Here is an 18,388-nt window from a genome sequence, read left to right as displayed (position 1 = left end):
GGGGACAACGTTGTCCGGCTTTATCCAGTTCTGTCCGGCTCACAACTGTGCCCTTTGAGACTAACTTGAGACTATCAAGTTACTGGCATGAGCCTGAGAACTAGGATGCCCGTCGCGCTGCGATGGGTTCGTCGTATTGACTGCGTAGAGCGAGTGCGGCGAAATTGCGAGCGCCAATCGAAATGCCGCCAGATTCAGGATAAGCAACAGCGGCAGCAGGTGCCATTGTCCGGTCAGCTCAACTGCCATCAGCGCAGCCATCACTGGAGCGTGTGTCGTCGCCGCCAATAAGGCACTCAATCCCACGATGGCAAAAAGGGCTGTATGCGACTGGTGAAATATCTGTCCCGCCGCGAGGCCGATGGCCGCGCCGGTGAAGAGCGTAGGAGTGAAGACTCCTCCAACAGCTCCAGTTCCAACGCAAAAAGTGGTCGCGAGAATCCGCAAAATGAGGATCACGGCGATTCCAGAGAGGATCGGCTCGCCCGTCAGCATGTGGCTCAGAGCCACGTCGCCGTTGCCCCACACTTCCGGACGAAGCAGGCTGAATATGCCCACAAAGAACCCACTCCAAACAAGCGCTAAAGGCAAGTTCCGCGCGAAGCGCAGGCTTCGCAATAGTGCCTGATACAGCGGACTCGTTACGCCCATTGCCAGAGCCACAGGAACAGCCCATAGCGCCGTCTGCCAGGAGAGCGGCAACGCTGCGTGGACAGCGAAGAGAGTGCTTCCGCCAAGTATGGCGCGGCTCACAAGCCACCCTGCTGTCGAGGCCAAAGCCAGTTGGGGCGCTTCAGTCCACGCCCAATTCCCAAGCACTATTTCCATTGCAAAGAAGACGCCCGCGATTGGAGCCTGGTACGCGGCTGCAACGGCCGCCGCTGCTCCATAAGCCACTTGCTGTGCTAGAGTGACGGACTTGACCGGAGTGCGCTTTCCGAGCCAGGAACTAGCCGCCGCCGCGAATTGGATCATCGAGCCCTCGCGCCCGATCGCCGCGCCTGTCGCGACAGAGAAAGCCGAGGACACAGTGCGCCAAAGTGTGGAGGCGAACGGAATGTGGCCGTGTTCGCCGCGCACTGCTTCGATGTAGTCCTCGGCGTGTCCGGTTTTTGACCATCGCCGCACGGCCCAGATAACCGTCGTTGCGCAGGCCGCGCCGAGCATCGGCGTCAGCAGGCGGCGCATTGGCGTCAGTCCAGCGGCCGCCTCCGGTAGCAGACCAGAATGTTGCATGAAAATCCATTGCAACAAACGAAATCCAAGCCTCACGCCGACGCAAGCCAGGCCGCTTATCGCGCCAATGACCACGGACCATGCCAGCTTCGAGAGGCTGGTCGGGAAGCAGTTCATGAGGCGCTTGGGGATCGTGCCTCCTAAGCGCCTTTCGCGGCTCAGGACAGCGATTGTCATGCCGCCACCGTTTCGGAGTCTAACTCTTCGCCGCCTAGTGCGTGCGAAGCTGGTTGGGAATTCGGGTATTCTGCAGCCGCCAACTGTGCGGTGAGGGTCTTGGCGACTTCCACAGCCTGCTCGCGGATCTCGGGGACTGCGATCGACTCGAGCAGCGTGCCCAGGCGGCCGGGGCCGAGGTTGAAGAGGATGGGCGATGCTTCACCGTCAGAGCCGATCAGAGCGCCGGAGCGGGTGGAGTTAAAGCCTCCGCCCATTGGACCGGCCGATACCAACCCTTGCGCGAAGAGGCTTCGCAGCAGGGGAGATTCGACGCGGCGGTAGTTCATGCTTGGGCCGGTGCAGTTGATTGCGCGGGCTGTCGCGAGGCTATCGCTGCCATCTGGCGCGCGGAAGGTAACAATGGCGCCGTTCTCTGCGGCTTCAATGCTCTCAAGACTTCCCTCGTGAATGACCAGCGTGCCTGCGGCGAGTTCGGCTTCGATGACGTCGGCGATGGGCGGGGCCATGCGATGGCGGACTACATCCCAGCGGCGTTGCAGATGGCGGCGGAAACGGCGCTGTTCCTTGATCGGCAACGCGAGCCAGAGGTCGTTGGTGGTCGCGCGGAGGCTGTCGATGGCGGCTCGCCACTCGACGCCGCTGCGGATCACGCAGTGCAGGGCGCGCAGATAAGCTACGCAGGTTGGCGCGGTTCCGGCAGGGATGGCGCTCTTGGTTATCGGGGTGTAATCCGCGTGGCGATTGGGGAAGACGCCATGGCGCGAGACTGCGGTGATCGGGCCGCTGTGGCCGAGTTCGCGCAGCCGCAACACCACGTCCACGGCTGTGAGGCCAGTGCCGATCAGGGTCACGGGCGCGTCGGAGGCCAGGTTGTCATAGGTTTCAGGGAGCCAGGCATTGTGGCAATATGCCCCGCTTGCTGTGGCTTCGCGGCTGATGCCAGGCAATTGGGCAGGGTCGAAGTTGCCGGTGGCGAGGACTACGCGGTTGGCCTGGAGTTCCGCACCGTTGTGGAGGATCAGGGTCGCGCAATCACCGATCTGGCGATAGCCCACCACCGTGGCTCGCACCTGCTCGATGCCTTTGACGCTGGCGACGAGGGAATGGATGTAGCGGCCGAAGACGGCGCGGGGAGCGAAGGTCGCTGCGGTCGCGTGGGGATCATGATGCGTGCGCAGCCAGTTGAGGAAGTGCGCGGGCTCTTTGGGCAGCGCGCTGATCTTGCCTGCCGGCACGTTGAGCAGGTGACGAAGACTTGGAGTGGAATATGCCAGGCCGAGGCCGAGTTCCGGTCGAGGTTCGATGATAATGACGCGGGCTTTCGTGCCCTGATGAATGAGATGGAATGCGGTGAGAGATCCGCTGACCCCTCCGCCGATGATGGCTATTGTTTTCCGGGATTTCATTTGCGTCTCCATGCTTCGACAGTAGCTTTTGGCCGGGTCGAAGTGAATTCGCAAATTGTTATGGGGCATAAGGCGGGTGGGCAGAGATTGGCTGATTTTTCTGATATTCGGGGCTATTTTTCGATTTCGGAGAGGAGGGTTTCTTCGGGCAGGTCGGTGGGGCTGCAGAAGTGGATGCTGTAGCCGTCGGGGTCGTGGAGGGAGACTTCCCAGTTGAAGTTTCCGACCTGCGGCTCGCGTCCGGCGACGCCGCGGTCTTTGGCGCGCCGGTAGATGGCGAGGGCGTCCTCACATTGAAAATATAGGGACATACCGTTGTCGAGCTTTCCGTTTGCGGTCATCTTTTCGAGGGTCGGGGGCATGGCTTGCTGGAGCATGAGAGCGGCTGTGCCGAGCTGCATCCAGCACCAGCGGAGATGGCCGTCGGGGAGCCAGCGGTTGGTGATTTTGAAGCCCAGGCCGTCTACGTAGAACGCGAGCGAGCGCTCCATGTCGGTGACCATGAGCAGGGCCACGCATGACTTGACGTTGTCGGTTAGCGGGGCAGGTGTTGTCTCGGCGGGTTGTTCGGCCTGGCTCATTGCTGCGGGCTTTCAGCGTACTCGCTGGTGGCGATTTGGAGCAACGAAATTTTACTTTTTGCCTCGATTCAGTTTGGAGGGGGTAGGGGGTGGGTGTTTTTGTCCGTATGCTGTTTGGTTTGAGTTGGTTACGTGCAAATCAGGGTGCCTGAAAGTGCGTTTTTGAGGCGGTTTGGGTGCTTTTTATACTGCTTTTTGCGCTGATTCCCGGCGTCTCGTGGTGGACGGGATGCGGGATTTGCCTTCTTTTATTTTGCGGGATCGGAGAGTAATTCTGCGCAATATCCGGGGAAACCCAGGTCTCAAAAGCGAGACCTGGGGCACCCGCTCAATTCTCTTTCAATGTTTGTCTTTGTCATCCTCACAGCGATCTTTTTTGAAGTAGCGAAGAAAGCCGTGAGATACGCTGTTTTCGTCAACGTAGATCCCGGTAATAGCGCCGTTCGCGTTGATGGCTCGGGGCATGGTTTCTTTTGCCGTCCCATCCGGCCCGGCACTGAACGAGGTGAACGTGCCATCGCGATATCGCACGAATGCTACCGTTGAGCCGACCGACGGGGTGTAAGATCCGGCGATTGTTCCGGCTGGGTCGATGATGGCGATGCCGTTGACACCAGTCGAGCCTGGAGGATCGAAGCTGGTGAAAGCTCCGTCCGGGGCCCGCAAGAACCCATGCGATGCCGACCCGACCACCCAGGTTCCGGCGATGGCGCCCTCCGGATTGATGCTGGAGGCGAAGGTAAACGCCGAAAGAGGAAAGTCAAAGCTGACGAGTCCTCCGTCGCGTCTACGCAAAAAGCCGTGTTCGCCGCCGCTGTAGTCCTCATAGCTGCCTGTGACCGCACCGTCTCGATTAATGCTCTCGGGAATGGTCGCAAACGAGCCCGGAGGATCGAATTCGGCTGTCTCGCCGTCCCGATTGCGCACAAAGCCATGCTGCAGGTGCTGGTCATCCGAGCCAACAAAGTTTCCGGTAATCGCGCCATCGGCATTCATGCCAGCCGGATACAGGCCCCTGGTATCTCCCGGGACGTCGAAAGTTGTGAAGTCACCGTCCCGTGTGCGTAGATAACCGTGGCTGAGATCGTTCGAGTCCGTATAGGATCCCGAAATCGTACCTGCGGAGTCGATACCGGAAGAAAACGTGCCCTGGTAAGCGGACGTTCCCGCGCCCGGAACATCGAATGTCTCAATTGTGCCGTCGCGGCGACGCAGAAAGCCATGACGCACGTGGTCGTTGTCGACGTAATTACCGGCAACTTCCCCTTGCACGTTGATCGAGTCGGCATACGTGCCGCATTCCGGGAAGCAACCCGAAGTGCCTGAACCGGCTCCGGGAGCGTCGAAGGTGACGATTATGGGCTCTGGAGGATGGAAATCACGATGCTCTTGCCCCGCCGCCCGAGCCGGAACAGCCTGTGCGAGGGTTAAGGATGCGACGACCAGAGATGTCACGATCCGGCAAACCGTGGCAATCCACAATAGGGAGCGAAGTTTCATGGGGTTCTCCTTTCAGTTATTTGGGAACGCGGGATAATACTACTCCCAGAGAACATCTAAAGAACTCACCCAGATTGAATCCCGCATGTTATTTTTTTTCAGGGTTAGGTTACGCTTGAACCTAGTGAAGTAAAGGTTCGCGATGCGTATAGAAGCTAGAGAAAAGTTGCAGCAGGCTCTGCGGTAACTTATGTTTGAAAATAACTCAAAGGAAGAAGCTAACAAATCTACCCATCGAAGAGGTGTGATGCTGCGGAAACCCAGGTCTCAGAAGCGAGACCAAGGGCACCCGGCTTCTGTGGTAACCCACCCTTACCGCAAGGTGCGTGTCAAGGATGGGGCACCCAGCTTTTATAGTTGGGGACAGAAAAAACAGGGACAAAGCTGGGCCGTTCGGCTCATCTCTTTCAATGTTTATCTTTGTCATCCTCACAGCGATCTTGATTGAAGTAGCGAAGAAAGCCGTGAGATACGCTGTTTTCGTCGACGTAGTACCCTGTAATAGCTCCTTTTGCGTTGATGGCCAGGGGTGTGGTGTTTTGCGTCGTCCCATCCGGCCCGGCACTGAACGAGGTGAACGCGCCATCGCGATCTCGCACGAAGGCTTGCACCGGGCCGACCGATTGGTTGTAGGATCCAGTGATTGTTCCTGCTGAGTCGATGGCGCTGCTGAAGACACCGGTCGAGCCGGGAGGATTGAAACTGGTGAAAGCGCCGTCGGGGGCCCGTAAGAACCCATGCGATGCCGGCCCGGTCTGATAGGTTCCGGTGATGGCGCCCTCCGTATTGATGCTAAAGGGAAGGGTATACGTCGAGTTGGGAGGATCAAAGCTGACGAGCCTTCCGTCACGTTTACGCAAAAAACCGTGAGAGCCGCCGCTCTCGTCCCCATAGGTGCCGGTGACCGCGCCGTCGGGATTAATGCTCTCGGGAAAGGTCTGAATCGAGCCCGGAGGATCGAATGTTACTATCTCGCCGTCCCGATTGCGCACATAGCCATGCGCCCGGTCATCCGAGTCGCCAAACCATCCGGTAATTGCGCCCTCGGCATTCATGCCAGTCGTAACTAAGCCGGTGATGTTTCCCTGGACATCGAAAGTTGTGAAGTCACCGTCCCGTGTGCGTAGATAGCCGTGGCTTAGAGAGTTCGAGTCCGTATAGGTTCCCGAAATCGTACCTGCGGAGTCGATACCGGAAGACACCGTGCCCAGGTAATGGGAGGCTCCCGCGCCCGGAGCATCAAATGTTTCAATCGTGCCGTCGCGCCGACGCAGAAAGCCATGAGCGACGTGCTCGTTGTCGATGTAATAACCGGCAACCTCCCCTTTCGCGTTGATCGAGTCGGCAACCGTGCCGCATTCCGGGAAGCAGAAATTCGAAGTGCCTGAACCAGCTCCGGAAGCGTCGAAGGTGACGATGATGGGCTGTGGAGGCTGGGAATCACGATGCTCCTGATCCGCCGCCAGAGCCGGAACAGACGATGCGACGGTCAGAGATGCAACGGTCAAAGATACGGCGGTCAAAGATACGACGGTCGAGCAGAGTGCGGCAATCCACAATTGGGAGCGAACTTTCACGGGGTTCTCCTTTCAGTTTTTTAGGAATGCGGGATAATACTACTCCCAGAGAACATCTGAAGAACTCACCCAGATTTGCGCGTTTGAGGGGTAATTCTACTCAAGGTCCTGTGTTGCGGTAACTCAGGCCCGGGGGAAGATCCGGGGCATCCCGCTTTTATTTTTTCCAGTTCGCGATGGGTTCAGACGAGAGAGAAGTTGTAGCAGGCTCTGCAGGAACTCGCCCTTGAAAGTAACTCAAAAGAAAAGCTACCAAGTCTACCCATCGAAGAAGTGTGGAACTGCGGAAACCCAGGTCTCAGAAGCGAGACCTGGGGCACCCGGCGGGTTTTGAGGACATTGGGCTCGGACACGGTCGTTGTTCGATTGTGGACAGCGGGGTTGCGTTTTTGGACAGGGTGGTTTGGTTTCCAGCTATAAGTGTCGTTGTAAGTGGTTGGATTGGATGTGTTTCTGGCGGTGTGGGGCTTTGGTCTCCGGGGTGCTAGTTCACGGGCTTGTCTAAGCTCGGCCTGTCGCGGCCTGGAGGCTGTCTATGCACGCTATGGTTCAGGATCTCCGCTATGCTGTGCGCCAGTTGCGCAAGTCACCCGGATTTACATTTACTGCGATTGTTTCGCTGGCGCTGGGGATTGGCGCGACTACGGCTGTCTTCAGTGTGATTTATGGGATTCTGCTGGACCCTTACCCGTATGTGAATAACGACCGGATGGTGCATCTGGGGCTGGTGAATTCAGCGGGGCAGCGGAATGGGTTTGGGCTGACGGCGGGGCAGTGGCAGGAGTTGCGGAAGTCGCCGGTGGTGGAGGACTCGTTCATCGCCGATGGATGGAGTTTGACGGTTACGGGCAAGGATGTTCCGGAGGATGTGGAGGCGGGGTTTTTCTCGTCGAATTCGTTTAACTTCTTTGGCGTGCCGGCGTATCTGGGGCGGGGATTGCTGCCTTCGGATGCGATTGATGGGCAGGACCCGAGCCCGGTGGTGGTGCTGAGTTACAAGTTCTGGAAGAGGTATTACAACGGCGATCCCGCGGTGGTTGGGCGCACGATGCAGATGGTGCATAAGGACTACGCCATTATTGGCGTGGCTGCTCAGCGATTTACGTGGTTTGACGCGGATGTTTACGTGCCGCAGAAGGTTACGCAGGATCGGGAGCATGCGTTCGATTGCGAGGTAAGGCTGAAGCCGGGTGTAACCCACGCGGCGGCGGATGCGGCACTGCAGACGATGATGGAGCAGTTTCAGAAGGAGACGCCGAATCATTTTCCTACTGGCTCGTTCAAGGTGAATGTGCGCGGGTTGAATGATGATTTTCTGGAGCAGCTTGGAGGGACGCTGTCGCTGCTGTTTGCGGCGGTGGCGCTGCTGCTGCTGATTGGGTGCGGGAATGTTTCGATACTGCTGCTGGCGCGGGGAACGGCGCGGCAGCACGAGTTTGCGATAAGGTCGGCGATTGGGGCGGGCAGGCGGAGGATGATTTCGCAGTTGCTGACGGAGTCGCTGCTGTTGTCGCTGACGGGAGCGGCGTTGGGCGTGTTGCTGGCGTATGTTTCGCTGGCGAAGATTGTGGCCTGGCTGCCGAATGGTTCGTTTCCGCATGAGGCGGCGATTCATATCAATGTGCCGGTGCTTTGTTTCAGCGTGGCAGTGGCGATATTGACGGGCGTCTTGTTTGGACTGTGGCCGGCGCTGCAGCTTTCGCGGCCCGAGGTGAGCCAGGTGATGCAGTCGAGCACGCGCAAGGTTGCGGGAAGCGTGCAGGGCAGGCGGACGCTGAGCACGCTGATTGGGGGGCAGATTGCGTTGACGCTGTTGATGCTGACGGGCGCGGGCGCGGCGCTGGAGGGGTTTCTCAAGCTGATGAATACGCGGCTTGGGTATGATCCGCATAACATCATGTCGGTTGGAATACCGGTGCATGAGAACACGTTCAAGACGTGGGAGGAGCGATCGAATTACTTCGAGCATCTGCGGGAGAAGGTTGCCGCGGTGCCGGGGGTGGAGATTGCGGGGATTTCGACGAATGCCACGCCGCCGGACAATGGGAACAATACGAAGTTCGAGATTGTGGGCAAACCGACGACGGAAGAGCATCCGGGGCGGCTCAACTTTGTAAGTCCGGAGTATTTTCCGGCGCTGCGTATTACGCTGTCGCAGGGGCGCATCTGGGATGACGCGGAGAATCGGCGCGCTGCCAAGTTGGTCGTGGTTAATGAGAGCTTTGTGCGGAAGTATTTTTCGGGCGGAGACGCGTTGGGGCAGTTGATCCGGGTTCCGGCGCAGGATAATCCGCCGTTCAATCTATTGGCGCCGGGTGCGAAGGACGCGGGCGATTTTGCAACGCTGCGTGTTGTGGGCGTGATTGAAGATAAGCGCGATGATGGCTTGCGCAAGCCGATTCAGCCGGAGGCTTTTGTGCCTTACACGCTGTTTATGCGGATGTGGACGCAGATTCTGGTCAAGACGAAGGTGCCTCCGCTGACGCTGCTGCACGAGATTCAAAAGCAGATTGTTTCGGTGAATGCCGATCAGCAGACGGCGGGCGATGTGCAGGATCTGGAGCACTGGATTATGGGAACGACCGAGTATCAACAGGGGAATCTCATCAGCTGGCTATTTGGCTCGTTTGCTGTTCTGGCGCTGGCGCTGGCCGCGGTGGGGCTGTACAGCGTAGTTGCGTATTCGGTGGTGCAGCGGACGAACGAGTTTGGCATTCGCATGGCGCTGGGGGCGCAGCGCGGCCATGTGCTGAAGATCGTCTTTTACTCGATTTTGGTGAGTGTTGGCGGCGGAGTGATTGCAGGGCTGGTGCTGGCTTTGGCGCTCAACAAGGTCGTGGCGCAATGGGCGGAGGGATCGTCGCGCGATCCGCTGATGCTGGTGGGCGCGACGTTGGTGCTGAGCGGGGTGGCAGCCGTGGCCTGCGCTATTCCGGCACGGCGGGCTTCGAGGGTCGATCCGATGGTGGCGCTGCGGTATGAGTAAGGCCGGGCAGCAGGGGGCAGAGATCAGGGGTTAGTGATCTGGGGGTAGAGGTGTCGTGGACGCTCCGGAGCGTCCCCTGTTAGACTGATAGGGTTGTACTGGCTGTGCCTGCATCACATTCCGCTGTGTGCTTGCCCTGCAAGAATCTTTCCGGATCATTGATTAAGGACTCACGTGGATTCCCAAACGCGTCACGCGCTCAAACAGGACAAATTCGTACAGACCACCCAATCCGGCGTTAGCTGGGTGGGGGAACATCGGTCCACTGTCATTCGTTACTCGGTCGTTTTTGTGGTTGTGCTGGCGGTGCTGATTGCCGGCCTTGTGGTTTACACGCAGCGCTCTCAAGCGGCGTCGTCCGCGCTTGGCTCGGCGCTGGACGTTTACAGCGCGCAGCTGGCCCAGCCGGGACAGCCGCTGGAAAACGGAATTTACGCAACGGCGGTCGATCGCGCGAAGGCTGCCAATCAGAAATTTGTGCAGGTGGCGAGCCAGTATGGATGGCTGCCGGAAGGCGCGAAGGCGCATTACTTTGCCGGTTTGACCTATGCCGAACTGGGCCAGAATGGCCCGGCGGAGACGGAACTGAAGGCTGCCGCGGGGGCGTGGGACGGAAATCTTGCGAGTCTGGCGAAGTTTGCGCTGGCTGGTTTCTACCACCAGACGAGCCGCGACGCGCAGGCCATCGATCTCTACAACGGGCTGATCGCCAAGCCGACGGCCTCTGTTCCGGCGTTTAGCTCGCAGCTTGCGCTGGCGGATCTTTATGCTTCTTCCGGAAAGACCGAGCAGGCCAAGCAGATCTGGGCCAAGGTGAGGGACGCGGACAAGACCGGCGCCGCTGGTTCGATTGCCGCGGAAAAGCTGAACGCGAAGAAGTAGCCGGAAGAGATTGAGGAATCGAGATTGGTCTGCGCTTGCGCAGGCCATTTTCGTTTTTCGGTAGTCCAATTGGGCGAGCGTAGCAAGGGGTGGCTGCGTCCATTAGGCTATGAGCAGCACTCCCGCAGTACTCGCAGGCTGGATGGAGATCCCGACGACACCTGAGATGAAACCGTTCGGACATTCCGGCCATCCGGCTGAGTCGAGAGCTGAGTCTAAGGCTGAGGAAGCCGCGGTTGCAATTGCGGCGCTTGTGGACGAGTATGCCGGGACGCTGTATCGCGTGGCGTACTCGGTGCTGCGGAATGCGGCGGATGCGGAAGACGCGGTGCAGGAGACGTATCTGCGTGTGCTGCGGCATCGCGATGGGCTGGCGGAAATTCGCGAACCGCGAGTGTGGCTGGTGCGCATCGTATGGAATGTGGTGCTAGACCGGAAGCGCCGCGCGAAGACCCGGCCTGAAACCGACGACATCGCCGATTTGGCGCGCTTGCTGCCTGCATCGGGGCTGAGCGCGGAGGAGCGGGTGGCGTCGGCTCAGCATCATGAGCATGTGCTGCGGGCTGTCGGCCAGTTGCCGGAAAAGGAGCAGCGGGTGCTGATTCTGTCGGCGTTTGAAGAGCTTTCCAGCGTGGAGATTGCGCAGATTCTTGGCACAACGGAATCGACGATTCGCTCGCGGCTTTTCCGCGCCAGGAAGCTTTTGGCCAACTTGCTTGGCCCGGCAAGGGGCCGAATGCAAGGCCAGATACAGGGTCAGGGAACGCGCCAGCCGGCAAGCGAGTCGCCAAGGGAATCGGGGAGTGCGCAATGAGCCAGAATCGGAATGCCGAATACGAGACCAATCATCCTGCGGAAGAGACGCTTCGCCTGGTGGCGGAGCTTCGACCGCCTGAGGAGCTTGCGGAGCGTGTGCACCGGCGGCTCGCGGATGAACGGAATGCGAGAAAGCAGCGTGGATTCTGGTCGCTGTGGATGCCGGCTCAGCGATTGCAGTTTGCGGCTGCGGCGGCTCTGGTGATCGCGGTGGCGGGGTCGACGTGGAGCGTCTACCATGCGCATCCGCAGGTGGGCGGCGGTTCGCAGGCTGCGCCGACCCAGCCAGCGAGGGCTTTGCCTGGGGTGTCGGGTGGCTTTGGCAGCGCCGGAGCGGAGCGCGTGCCGCCGACGCTGCATCCGATCAAGGTGCCACCGGCGCCGAAGAAGAAGCCGAATCCTAGCCATGTTTTGGCGAAGCCTTCGCCGAGTACGCCTGCTGCACGGTCTTCTGCGGACGAGGCTGCTCCGAAGCCGATCGAGAACCAGTAGAAACTCGGGCGCTACGGAGCTTCTTTCAGAATATTGAGAACGAAGTCCGCACGTTCTTCCACGCTCACCTTTGGCAGAAGGAAGACCTCATAGCCGAGGGAAGGGTAGGCGTCGAGCAGCCGTGTGTATTCGGCAATCGCGAGGTCCAGATCGTGACGCCGCTCTGAATCCGTTTGGTAAATCTCCGGCCAGGGCGGGGTCAGGAAGACACGCCTGTGATAGCGGTGCGCGTGGCTGAGCGAAGCCAACACCGGCTCGCCGGTTAACTGTTGAAGACCGGAAGCTGCGTCAATCAATCCTCGATCGAAGAAGACCCATCCCTCCAGCGTGCTCGCCGTCGCCCGGTCTGCAAGCGCCAGTTCGATTGCGCGATGCAGGAAGGCATCCATGTCGACCCAAGGGAGGGCGGAGCCGTTGCGCTGGGTTTCTTCTTGAACAATTCGCCGGCCGGGTTCCTCCACGACTGCATGGCCGCGTCGATTGAGCTCGCTGAGGAGGGTCGATTTACCGCCTCCGGAACAGCCGGATATGATCACGAACCGGTCCATACATCTGTCCAGACATCGATTCAGGCAACGTTAGTTCGATTCGTTTACGAGGAAGCGGAAGAGCATCTGAATGAGGGCCAGGACAGCTGCGCCCCAGAAGGCGGCGCCGAAGCTGCGGATGTGAAAGCCGCGGACGAAGCCGGAGGCCAGCTCCAGCACAAAGGCGTTGATGACGAGGAGGAAGAGTCCGAGCGTCAGGATGGTGACGGGGAGCGTAACCAGCTTCAAGACCAAGCCTAATGTGACGTTGAGGAGTCCAAATACCAGGGCCGCGACCAGCGCTGTGCCGAAGGAATCGATAACGAAGCCGTTCACCAGCCGTGAAACAATGAGTAAGGCTATGGCGCTCAGGAGCCAGTTTGCGAGCAATCGTACCATTTTTTTCTCTCCGATTCGGATTTTGATCTCTGTCTTAGTGTGCGTGAGGTCTTGAGCTCGCGGTGCTGGAGGAGAGCAGGATTTTAGCGAGTCCTATGCGTCTTCGTCATAGTATCGCTTTCGGCGCGGCATCGATGAAACGAAATTCCTCCAGATTAAGGCGGACCATGCTCAAGGCACTTGTCTTTTTCGGGGCTCTCGGGGTTGCCGTTGCGATGATGCGCCCGATTCCGATGGCGGCGGCTGGGCAGGAACAGAAGCCGGCGGATGCGAATTCAGCGCCGATTCCCGGGGTTCGCGAGCTGATGGCCGATGTGGTGGATCACCAGAAGAAGCTGGAAAAGATACGCGAAAACTATACGTATCGTTCCTCGTTTACGGATGACGAGATCGATTCCAAGGGACAGGTGCAGAAGACGGAGACGGAGGAGCGCGAGGTGTTTTTCGTCAACGGGCACCGCATCGAACGCACGGTCAAGAAAGGTGGCAAGCCGCTTAGCGATCACGACCAGCAAAAGGAGCAGGATCGCGTGAACAAGCTGGTGGAGAAGGCGGTTAAGACGCCATCGGGCCAGCCGATTGATGAGCGGGAGACGGTGAGCATTACTCGCCTGCTGAACATCATGGAGGTTTCGAATCCGCGAAGAGAGAATTTTCGCGGCAGAAGCACGATTGTCTTTGACTTTGCCGGGCGGCATGACGCCAAGACGCATGGACTGGCGGAAGACGCGTCCAAGAAGCTGGCGGGAACGCTTTGGGTCGACGAGCGCGATCGACAGGTAGCGCATATGGAGGCGCGCTTCACGGACAATTTTCATCTGGTTGGGGGGCTGCTGGCGAATATCCAGAAGGGGTCGAGCTTTTACTTCGATCAGGCTCCGGTGAATGGCGAGATCTGGTTTCCTACGGGCGCGGAGGGTCGGGTGCAGGCGCGGGTGTTGCTGCTGAAGGGTGTGCGCGAGCACTTTGTCGAGAAGGACTCGGATTATCAGCGGTTTACAGTTGAGACGCAGACGAGCAAGACGGCTACTGTGGTGCCGGATTCGAAGCCAGACTCGAAGCCGGATGTGAAGAAGTAGACTGGCGGCTCGCGAAGCCTGCGGGTTTTCATCGTGGATTCATGCGCGGTTCAACTACTCGGCCCTGGGCGGGGGTATGCTGTGGGCCAGTCGGCGGCGCGCCCGACTCGTCGCCGCATCTCGTTTATCGAGGTCCCCCAATGACTGTGAATCGTAGAGATTTTCTGCGTAAAGCTGCCAGCGTCTCAGCCGCAACAATTGCCAGCACGCTGGCTGATGCCAAATCCCACGTTCAGGCAATCGATGCCGTGCTGCCCGGCCCGGCCAGCTCCGGCATTGAGCATGTGGTTGTGGTGATGATGGAGAACCGCAGTTTCGACCATCTGCTTGGCTGGATGCCGAAAGCGAATGGCCGACAAGCCGGGCTTAGTTACCCGGATAACAACGGCAATCTTCAACCGACGCAGCGGCTGAACTATTTTGTGGGCTGCTCCCATCCAGACCCCGACCACTCGTATGCCGGAGGGCGATCGGAGTATGACGGCGGCAAGATGGATGGATGGCTGCGCACAAGTTCGAATGATAGCTTCTCGATCGGGTACTACGAGGAGGCGGATCTGCCGCTTTTTGGCACGCTGGCGCGCAACTTTACGACCTTGAATAACTACTTTCCATCGATCCTCTCGTCGACGTATCCCAACCGCGTCTTTCAACATGCGGCGCAGACGGACCGGTTGACCAACTCGCTTGATCTTTCCTCGCTGCCGACGATCTGGGATCGCCTGCTCGCCGCCGGCGTGAGCTGCCGCTACTACTACTCGAATGTTCCGTTTCTTGCGTTGTGGGGGCTGAAGTATATCGGGATATCGGCTCTCTTTGACCAGTTCAAGTCGGATGCGGCGAATGGCACGCTGCCGGCGGTGTCGTTTGTCGATCCGTGGTTCACGATTCTCGATGACGGCACGGGGAATGACGACCATCCTCATGCGGATATGCGCAAGGGAGAAATCTTTCTGCGCGAGGTGGTGACGGCGCTGGCGGCAAGCCCGCAGTGGAAGAACACGGTGCTGGTGATCAATCGCGATGAGTGGGGCGGATTCTTCGATCATGTGGTGCCTCCGCGGGTGATTGCGCCGAACGCGGTGGACACCGACCTCGTGGATGGCAAGGCGCTGCTCGGATGCCGCGTGCCTACGCTGATCGTGTCGCCGTTTGCGCGCGGAAATCCGGCGAAGCCACGCATCAATTCGCTGCTGTACGATCACACGTCGGTGCTCAAGATGATTGAATGGCGCTGGAATCTGGAGCCGCTGACGGCGCGCGACGCATCGGACGAGATTGCCAACCTGGCCAGCGCGTTGAACTTTACTGCGCCGGATGCATCGGTGCCGGAGCTGCCTGTTATTCCCGAGCCTGCGTGGGACCCGTGCACGCTCTTCGATCTTTTCGATTCGCTGGACTCGACCGGCGGGGTTCCGAACACGGAGAAGGCCATGGCGGTGGCTCAGGCGAAGCATAACTCGGGCGAGGACAACGAGACCTACGACTTCTATCTGCTGTTGAAGTCGGAGCGGATGCAGGGCTGGACGCTGCCGGAGAATCTGAAGGCAAAGTGACGCTGGCGATGGGCGGTTGAGCCAAGGAACCAGCAGGCTAGACTGAGCAGGGAGAGTGCACCGGGGATCCAGACGGCGTGGCGTGCTGTTGCCCGGTGGTGGACCGCCACTGCCGGGCGGCTGCCTCCCTTTGCCTTGCGGCGGCCGGTTGCCGTTCCGCGCCTCGTTAAGCTTGTAGACCTCGTCCCCCGCCTGCCCCTGGAATGGTGATTGCCCTTTCGGCTGCCGCAGGAAGCACGATGCAAAGATAATGACTCTAGTAATTCAAGTTGCGCAAGCGGGTCATCACGAAATGGAATCAGTTACCACGCGTGCGAGAGCTTCCTCCTACGAAGACGGCAGGCCGAAATCGGCGTAAGATTCCCTCTTGATTTTGCATGGATCGTTCAAGCATAATTGCGTGGCTCACCACCCCCTGAGTTAGTTACGTCTCTACGCTTGGTTTCTCGTGTTCCCCCTGGCAGTTTCATACATATTTCCCGCCCTGTTACCAATTCTGTCGGTAAAAGGACTCACCCATCTGCGATCGAGAGGAATATCGAAGATATGCGATTCAATGGATTCATTCCGGGAGTTAAGAGTGAAGTCGCGTTGCCAGCCAGTGGTCGACCATGGAAGCTGCGCCACGCTCTAGCTCTGTTAGCAATGGCAACGGGATTGTTGACTTCAACGATGGCAACAGCTCAGAGTGATTGGCCGATGTTTGGGAAAAACCCCAGCAATAGCGCCAGTAATTCAGAGGAAACGTCTATCTCAACCAGGAATGTCAGAACGCTAAAAACCAAGTGGACATTCCAGACCGGTGGGGATGTTTCAGCGCGGGCAGCGGTCGTGGACGAAGTTGCCTACTTCCCCGACTGGGCAGGCAATCTATTTGCAGTAAATACGAGAAATGGCAAGCTGATCTGGGGAAAGCAGTTTTCAAGTTACGGCCTGGTGAATCCCACTTACGCACGATCGACGCCGGCGGTGGTGGATGGCGTGTTGTATATCGGCGTCCAACAAGGTGCATGGATGCTGGCGATCAATGCGGCAACCGGCCACCTGCTCTGGAAGACCCAGCTCGAAACTGTTGATCCGCTGGCGATCATTACAACTTCTCCCACGGTAGTAAATGGGATGGTATTCGAGGGAGTAGCTTCGACCCAGGAAGCACTCGCCGGAGGAGCTGGGCCAGCTAGAGGCAGCGTAGTAGCATTGAGCGCCTGGAACGGCACCATTCTATGGAAGACTTACACTACGCCAGCCGGATACACCGGCGCGGGAGTGTGGGGTAGCAACCCTGTTGTTGACTTGTTACGCGGCACCGTTTTTGTGGGTATGGGAGACAACTACTCAGCTCCGACCGACCCGGCCTATCTGGCATGTATCTCGGCCGGAGGCACCGCCCCGAGCTGCCAGTCTCCGCACAATCTCTCCGATTCAATCATTGCGCTGGACATATTTACAGGGCATGTCAAGTGGTCGCAACGCATGCAGACATGGGATCAGGAAGGTGTAACGAGCGGCAGCGACTTCTTCAATCTCTCCTGTCTTTACGGTATTCCTGGCTGCCCATCGCCTGCCGGGCCGGACTTTGATTTTGGCTCTGCGCCGAATGAAATCACTTATTCCACTCCGCGCGGGCCCAAGACGATTATTGGCGCGGGACAGAAGAGCGGGATTTACTTTGCTCTTGATCCGGATACAGGCCGCGTGCTGTGGCAGACGCAGGTTGGTCCGGGATCTGCATTGGGCGGCATGGAGTGGGGTTCGGCAACGGATGGTTCTCGCATCTATGTCGCAGTCGCTAACTTCTATGGCATTCCGTGGGGAGGGGGCAGTGCCGGTTTCTTCGCGGCGCTTGATCCTGCCACTGGGAACGTGCTGTGGAAAGCGGCGGACCCGAATGGATCGATCGACCTTGGCCCTCTTGCTGTATCCAACGGGGTGGTGTATGCGCCTTCCATGGGAGGTGCGGCAACAGCACCGAATATGCTTGCCCTGGACGCCGCGACAGGCAAGACGCTCTGGACGTTTCCCGCGGGATCTTCAGTTATTGCAGGCGCCACTGTTTCGAATGGCTCTGTTTACTGGGGTTCTGGATACACACACTTAGGACTTCCGGGCATGACGGGCGGGACGACGTTCTACGCCTTTACACCGGGCGGAAACTAGCACCGCCGTTCAGGAAGATACGGGGTGGACCCACAGCCAGATTTGGCTGCAGGTCTGCCCTGCGTCTTTCAAGCACTCACTTATTTATATCCGGGAGTCACGATGTCACAGAAGGCAGTCGCAACGTTTCGATTTTGCGCGATGCTACTTATCGCGCTCGCAGGCATTCCTGTTGTTTCAGCACAATACGCTCCACACAATCCAAACGAGGCGGCCGGCACGCTCACTTCGCATTATGTGAAGACTGGCCTCTATGTTATCTCCGGCGGCGGAGGAAATACCGTTCTTCGCTTGAGTGGAAACGGATTGATCCTGGTAAACGGCAAGTTTGCAAGTAACTACGATGAACTTCTTCTGCGGGTAAGAAAGATCGTCGATCAACCCATCCGCGTCGTCATCGATACGGATCATTTTGAGAACCACACGGGGACTAACGCAAAGTTTCTGCGAGATGGCATACAGGTAGTCGCACAAGAGAATGCCAAGCGGAACCTGCTTGTGGATAACACCTCCGGTGCAAGTCTCACGCCGCCGTCCGCCGTATACGACCATGAGCAAATGCTGCACTTTGGGGCGGTCCAGGTGCAGCTTCTTCATTTTGGGAATGCGCGAACGAACGGCGATACGGTAGTTTACTTTCCCGATTTGAAAGCAGTCGTTGTGGGAGGACTTTACTCGTTAAATCCTGAACCGGATTATGCCACCGAAGGGAGCCTGATCGGTTGGTCACAGGCGTTGGGCGAGGTTTTGAAACTGGATTTCGATGTGGCTGTGCCGGACTCGGGAGCGGCTATCTCCAGATCAGAGCTGGAGTCGTTCAAAGGCAAGATCGACGAATTTGTCTCCCGCGCCACGAAGCTGATCAAGGACGGCACTCCCAAGGATCAACTCGTTTCTCAACTCCGGTTGGAAGATGCTGGTTTGAAGGAGAACTTTTCCGGGAAAGAGCTTGACGGTCTCTACGCCGAGCTATCCCGAGGACAATAGCGGAATCGCTTCTGTCCTCTCCGTTGT

15 protein-coding genes are annotated in these 18,388 nt (G+C 58.5%); 8 read left to right on the top strand and 7 right to left on the bottom strand.

What is annotated here, in order from left to right:
* Nucleotides 1-60: 60 nt before the first annotated feature.
* The 5 genes from OHL23_RS16845 to OHL23_RS16825 form a co-directional block, all read right to left on the bottom strand.
* Nucleotides 61-1,413 (bottom strand): chloride channel protein, encoded by a 1,353-nt coding sequence (locus tag OHL23_RS16845; RefSeq protein WP_263353078.1) that lies wholly within the window; start codon nucleotides 1,411-1,413, stop codon nucleotides 61-63.
* Complete coding sequence (locus OHL23_RS16840; protein ID WP_263353077.1) at nucleotides 1,410-2,822, bottom strand: FAD/NAD(P)-binding protein; 1,413 nt, start codon at nucleotides 2,820-2,822, stop codon at nucleotides 1,410-1,412. Before OHL23_RS16840 ends, OHL23_RS16845 begins: the two co-directional genes overlap by 4 nt.
* A gap of 113 nt (nucleotides 2,823-2,935) precedes the next feature.
* Entirely contained in the window at nucleotides 2,936-3,403 is a 468-nt protein-coding gene (locus OHL23_RS16835) for a VOC family protein (RefSeq protein WP_263353076.1), read from the bottom strand.
* A gap of 339 nt (nucleotides 3,404-3,742) precedes the next feature.
* Nucleotides 3,743-4,903 (bottom strand): hypothetical protein, encoded by a 1,161-nt coding sequence (locus tag OHL23_RS16830; RefSeq protein WP_263353075.1) that lies wholly within the window; start codon nucleotides 4,901-4,903, stop codon nucleotides 3,743-3,745.
* A 407-nt stretch (nucleotides 4,904-5,310) separates the two neighbouring features.
* On the bottom strand, nucleotides 5,311-6,480 hold the full coding sequence (locus OHL23_RS16825; RefSeq protein WP_263353074.1) for a hypothetical protein: 1,170 nt from the start codon (nucleotides 6,478-6,480) through the stop codon (nucleotides 5,311-5,313).
* A gap of 535 nt (nucleotides 6,481-7,015) precedes the next feature.
* On the opposite strand from OHL23_RS16825, the gene OHL23_RS16820 reads away from it, so the two are divergent.
* From OHL23_RS16820 to OHL23_RS16805, 4 genes are all read left to right on the top strand, one after another.
* A complete protein-coding gene (locus OHL23_RS16820) occupies nucleotides 7,016-9,466 on the top strand; it encodes an ABC transporter permease (protein ID WP_263353073.1) in 2,451 nt (816 codons plus the stop codon).
* Nucleotides 9,467-9,640: 174 nt separating this feature from the next.
* Nucleotides 9,641-10,348, top strand: coding sequence for a tetratricopeptide repeat protein (locus OHL23_RS16815; RefSeq protein ID WP_263353072.1), 708 nt, complete (start codon nucleotides 9,641-9,643; stop codon nucleotides 10,346-10,348).
* 109 nt (nucleotides 10,349-10,457) lie between these two features.
* Nucleotides 10,458-11,162 (top strand): RNA polymerase sigma factor, encoded by a 705-nt coding sequence (locus OHL23_RS16810; RefSeq protein ID WP_263353071.1) that lies wholly within the window; start codon nucleotides 10,458-10,460, stop codon nucleotides 11,160-11,162.
* A complete protein-coding gene (locus OHL23_RS16805; RefSeq protein WP_263353070.1) occupies nucleotides 11,159-11,656 on the top strand; it encodes a hypothetical protein in 498 nt (165 codons plus the stop codon). The genes OHL23_RS16810 and OHL23_RS16805 overlap by 4 nt, the downstream gene beginning before the upstream one ends.
* Before the next feature lie 11 nt (nucleotides 11,657-11,667).
* Here OHL23_RS16805 and OHL23_RS16800 read toward each other — a convergent pair whose 3' ends face one another.
* Both OHL23_RS16800 and OHL23_RS16795 read right to left on the bottom strand, forming a co-directional pair.
* A complete protein-coding gene (locus OHL23_RS16800) occupies nucleotides 11,668-12,204 on the bottom strand; it encodes an AAA family ATPase (protein WP_263353069.1) in 537 nt (178 codons plus the stop codon).
* A 30-nt stretch (nucleotides 12,205-12,234) separates the two neighbouring features.
* Nucleotides 12,235-12,582: a phage holin family protein gene (locus tag OHL23_RS16795; RefSeq protein ID WP_263353068.1), complete on the bottom strand. Its 348-nt coding sequence runs from the start codon at nucleotides 12,580-12,582 to the stop codon at nucleotides 12,235-12,237.
* A 167-nt stretch (nucleotides 12,583-12,749) separates the two neighbouring features.
* Between OHL23_RS16795 and OHL23_RS16790 the strand changes: the two genes are divergently transcribed.
* The 4 genes from OHL23_RS16790 to OHL23_RS16775 all read left to right on the top strand — a co-directional run bounded on the left by OHL23_RS16790 (nucleotide 12,750) and on the right by OHL23_RS16775 (nucleotide 18,361).
* Nucleotides 12,750-13,661 carry a hypothetical protein gene (locus OHL23_RS16790; RefSeq protein ID WP_263353067.1) on the top strand — a complete coding sequence of 304 codons (912 nt, stop codon included), beginning with the start codon at nucleotides 12,750-12,752 and terminating at the stop codon, nucleotides 13,659-13,661.
* Between the two features lie 140 nt (nucleotides 13,662-13,801).
* Entirely contained in the window at nucleotides 13,802-15,217 is a 1,416-nt protein-coding gene (locus OHL23_RS16785; RefSeq protein WP_263353066.1) for an alkaline phosphatase family protein, read from the top strand.
* A 672-nt stretch (nucleotides 15,218-15,889) separates the two neighbouring features.
* On the top strand, nucleotides 15,890-17,374 hold the full coding sequence (locus OHL23_RS16780) for an outer membrane protein assembly factor BamB family protein (protein ID WP_263353065.1): 1,485 nt from the start codon (nucleotides 15,890-15,892) through the stop codon (nucleotides 17,372-17,374).
* A 102-nt stretch (nucleotides 17,375-17,476) separates the two neighbouring features.
* Nucleotides 17,477-18,361 carry an MBL fold metallo-hydrolase gene (locus OHL23_RS16775; protein WP_263353064.1) on the top strand — a complete coding sequence of 295 codons (885 nt, stop codon included), beginning with the start codon at nucleotides 17,477-17,479 and terminating at the stop codon, nucleotides 18,359-18,361.
* Nucleotides 18,362-18,388 lie beyond the last annotated feature (27 nt).

The organism is Acidicapsa acidisoli, from assembly GCF_025685625.1.
Lineage (GTDB): Bacteria > Acidobacteriota > Terriglobia > Terriglobales > Acidobacteriaceae > Acidicapsa > Acidicapsa acidisoli.
Note: the sequence above shows the minus strand (reverse complement) of the source record. Positions and strands in the feature narration are given on the sequence as shown.

What these genes read in the sequence shown, in the direction of transcription:
- OHL23_RS16785 (WP_263353066.1), top strand. Translation starts at nt 13,802, where the DNA reads ATGACTGTGAATCGTAGAGATTTTCTGCGTAAAGCTGCCAGCGTCTCA.
- OHL23_RS16780 (WP_263353065.1), top strand. Translation starts at nt 15,890, where the DNA reads ATGGCAACAGCTCAGAGTGATTGGCCGATGTTTGGGAAAAACCCCAGC.
- OHL23_RS16835 (WP_263353076.1), bottom strand. Translation starts at nt 3,403, where the DNA reads ATGAGCCAGGCCGAACAACCCGCCGAGACAACACCTGCCCCGCTAACC.
- OHL23_RS16840 (WP_263353077.1), bottom strand. Translation starts at nt 2,822, where the DNA reads ATGAAATCCCGGAAAACAATAGCCATCATCGGCGGAGGGGTCAGCGGA.
- OHL23_RS16810 (WP_263353071.1), top strand. Translation starts at nt 10,458, where the DNA reads ATGAGCAGCACTCCCGCAGTACTCGCAGGCTGGATGGAGATCCCGACG.
- OHL23_RS16820 (WP_263353073.1), top strand. Translation starts at nt 7,016, where the DNA reads ATGCACGCTATGGTTCAGGATCTCCGCTATGCTGTGCGCCAGTTGCGC.
- OHL23_RS16775 (WP_263353064.1), top strand. Translation starts at nt 17,477, where the DNA reads ATGTCACAGAAGGCAGTCGCAACGTTTCGATTTTGCGCGATGCTACTT.
- OHL23_RS16805 (WP_263353070.1), top strand. Translation starts at nt 11,159, where the DNA reads ATGAGCCAGAATCGGAATGCCGAATACGAGACCAATCATCCTGCGGAA.
- OHL23_RS16845 (WP_263353078.1), bottom strand. Translation starts at nt 1,413, where the DNA reads ATGACAATCGCTGTCCTGAGCCGCGAAAGGCGCTTAGGAGGCACGATC.
- OHL23_RS16800 (WP_263353069.1), bottom strand. Translation starts at nt 12,204, where the DNA reads ATGGACCGGTTCGTGATCATATCCGGCTGTTCCGGAGGCGGTAAATCG.
- OHL23_RS16830 (WP_263353075.1), bottom strand. Translation starts at nt 4,903, where the DNA reads ATGAAACTTCGCTCCCTATTGTGGATTGCCACGGTTTGCCGGATCGTG.
- OHL23_RS16790 (WP_263353067.1), top strand. Translation starts at nt 12,750, where the DNA reads ATGCTCAAGGCACTTGTCTTTTTCGGGGCTCTCGGGGTTGCCGTTGCG.
- OHL23_RS16795 (WP_263353068.1), bottom strand. Translation starts at nt 12,582, where the DNA reads ATGGTACGATTGCTCGCAAACTGGCTCCTGAGCGCCATAGCCTTACTC.